The sequence below is a fragment of the Corallococcus sp. CA053C genome (assembly GCF_003611675.1).
Lineage (GTDB): Bacteria > Myxococcota > Myxococcia > Myxococcales > Myxococcaceae > Corallococcus.
The window spans coordinates 1-2,487 of the sequence record NZ_RAWA01000691.1 but is presented as its reverse complement, the minus strand read 5'-3'; the positions used below and the strand labels follow the sequence as shown (position 1 = coordinate 2,487).

The 2,487-nt window shown below is 70.9% G+C and carries 1 protein-coding gene; it reads left to right on the top strand.

The genetic code is table 11. From position 1 onward, the window contains the following. Positions 1 to 368 precede the first annotated feature (368 nt). Positions 369 to 2,396, top strand: a complete 2,028-nt coding sequence (locus D7V97_RS42185) for an alpha/beta fold hydrolase (RefSeq protein WP_120616159.1) — start codon at positions 369 to 371, stop codon at positions 2,394 to 2,396. Positions 2,397 to 2,487: the final 91 nt, after the last annotated feature.

Genomic DNA, 2,487 nt, shown 5'->3' with positions numbered 1-2,487 from the left:
GTTCGTCGGCAGCGTCAGATGGGTATAAGAGACAGCCTCCGCCGCACGCGGGCGCGAGCACGCCCAACGAAGTGAGCGCGACGACGAGCAGTGTCTTCCCCCGCATCCAGGCCATGTCGAAGTCCCCTCCTCGGCGGGCCGCGAACGCGGCGCGACACCGATGTCGACCGCTGTAGGGTGGGAACCCCCCCGCGCAAGGGCTACCCCCCCGCGGTCCGGGACTGTCCGCCCGCGACGTTGTGCACCGGCGCACGTCGCAACCCCCGGGCATCACGGGCCTGGCCGCGGATCACGCGCCATCCGGTGTTCAACACGCATCACCCGTGCTCGGCAGGCGGCACGGCGGCGCTGGTAGGGTCCGCGACACCATGACCTTCGCGTCCCTTCCGCTCCTCGTGTCCCTGCTCGCGGCGCAGACGCCCGTGCCGACGCCCCCGAAGCTGGCGCCCGCCGCCACGACGGCCCCTTCCGCCATCCCGGGCATCGCGCCGCTGCCCGGTCAGCCCAACCTGCTGGCGGTGGGAGTGCCGCCGGTGCCGGCCGAGCTGACCGAGCGCGTCCAGCAGTACCTGGAGTCCCGCGCCGCGCAGCTGCTGGACGTGAGCAGCGACGGGAAGCAGGTGCTCATCTCCACGCGCTTCGCGGACGTCAACCAGCTGCACGTGGTGGAGATGCCGCTGGGCACGCGCACGCAGCTCACCTTCACGAAGGAGCCCATCAACAAGGCGCGCTTCCTGCCGGGCGACCCGCGCCAGGTCTTCTACTTCCAGGACAAGGGCGGCGGAGAGTTCTTCCAGCTGTTCCGGTTGGATCGGCTCACGGGGCGCTCGGAGCTGCTGACGGACGGCAAGAGCCGGCACGAGGAGCTGGTGGTGTCGAAGGACGGACGCTGGCTCGCGTACGCGGGCACGGGGCGCAACGGCAAGGACACCGACGTGTACGTGGCGCCCACCGCGGCGCCGAAGCAGGCGAAGCTCGTGACGCAGGTGGCGGGCAGCTGGGCGCCGCTGGACTTCTCGCGCGACGGCTCGAAGCTGCTGGTGCGGCAGTACCGCGCGGCGGACGACTCGGACCTGAGCGTGGTGGACCTGAAGACGAACGCGCGCACGCAGCTCACGCCGAAGGAGGGCAAGGGCAGCGTGGACGCCGCCGTCTTCACACAGGACGGGCAGGGCGTGTACCTGTCCACGGACCGCTACAGCGACTTCGCGGAGGTGTACCGGCTGCCGCTGACGGGCACGCCCCCGGCCGCGCCGCCGTCGCTGACGAAGTCGGTGCGCTGGAACGTGGAGCACCTGGAGCTGTCCGCGGACGGGCGCAAGCTGGCGGTGGCCTCCAACGAGGACGGCTTTGGCCGGCTGTACCTGCTGGACACGCGCGCGCAGACGCTCTCGCCGGTGGAGACGCCGCGCGGGGTGATCTCGCAGCTGCGCTTCCCGTCGGGGCGCTCGGACCGGGTGGCGTTCTCGCTGTCGTCGGCGCGGGTGCCCATGGACATCTTCATGGTGGACCTGGGCACGAAGAAGACGACGCGCTGGACGCGCTCGGAGACGGGCGGGCTGTCGCCGGAGACGTTCGTGGAGCCGGAGCTGGTGCGCTATCCGTCCACGGACGGGGTGAAGGTGCCGGCGCTCCTGTACCGGCCGCGGGACGTGAAGGGGGCGCTGCCGGTGGTGGTGTTGTTCCACGGCGGGCCGGAGTCGCAGAGCGTGCCGAGCTTCAACGTGCAGGTGCAGTTGATGGCGACGGAGCTGGGGCTGGCGGTGCTGGTGCCCAACGTGCGCGGCTCGGACGGTTACGGCAAGGCGTACCGGGGGATGGATGACGGCGTGAAGCGCGAGCAGAGTCTGGCGGACATCGGCGCCACGCTGGACTTCATCGCCACGAGGCCGGAGCTGGACGCGTCGCGGGTGGGCGTCTACGGCGGCTCCTACGGGGGCTACATGACGCTGGCCGCGGCGACGTTCTTCCCGGAGCGCATCAAGGCGGCGGTGGACGTGGTGGGCATCTCGTCGCTGCCGTCGTTCCTGCAGAACACGCAGGCGTACCGCAGGGACCTGCGGCGCGCGGAGTACGGCGACGAGAGGGATCCGGCGGTGCGCGTGGTGCAGGAGCGCATCTCGCCGCTGGGGTCGGTGGGCAGGATTCGCGCGGCGCTCTTCGTGCAGCAGGGCGCGAACGATCCGCGCGTGCCCCGGTCGGAGGCGGAGCAGATCGTCCAGGCGGTGAAGGCGAAGGGCTCGGACGTCTGGTACCTGCTGGCGACGGATGAGGGCCATGGCTTCCAGAAGAAGGCCAACCGCGACCTGGCGCAGACGACGGCGCTGATGTTCTTCCAGAAGCACCTGGGAGGCCCGGCCGCAGGGTCGGGGGGCGGGGCGGCAGGCGGGAAGTAGCCTTCACCGCGCAGCGATGGCACGAGCGGCCGATACGTTCCCGCGAGCTGGACATTACACATTGACGATGGTGACGACAGGGGGCCTGGAA

Bases quoted from the DNA above. Each gene is read 5' to 3' on its own strand.
- D7V97_RS42185 (WP_120616159.1), top strand. From the start codon at position 369: ATGACCTTCGCGTCCCTTCCGCTCCTCGTGTCCCTGCTCGCGGCGCAG.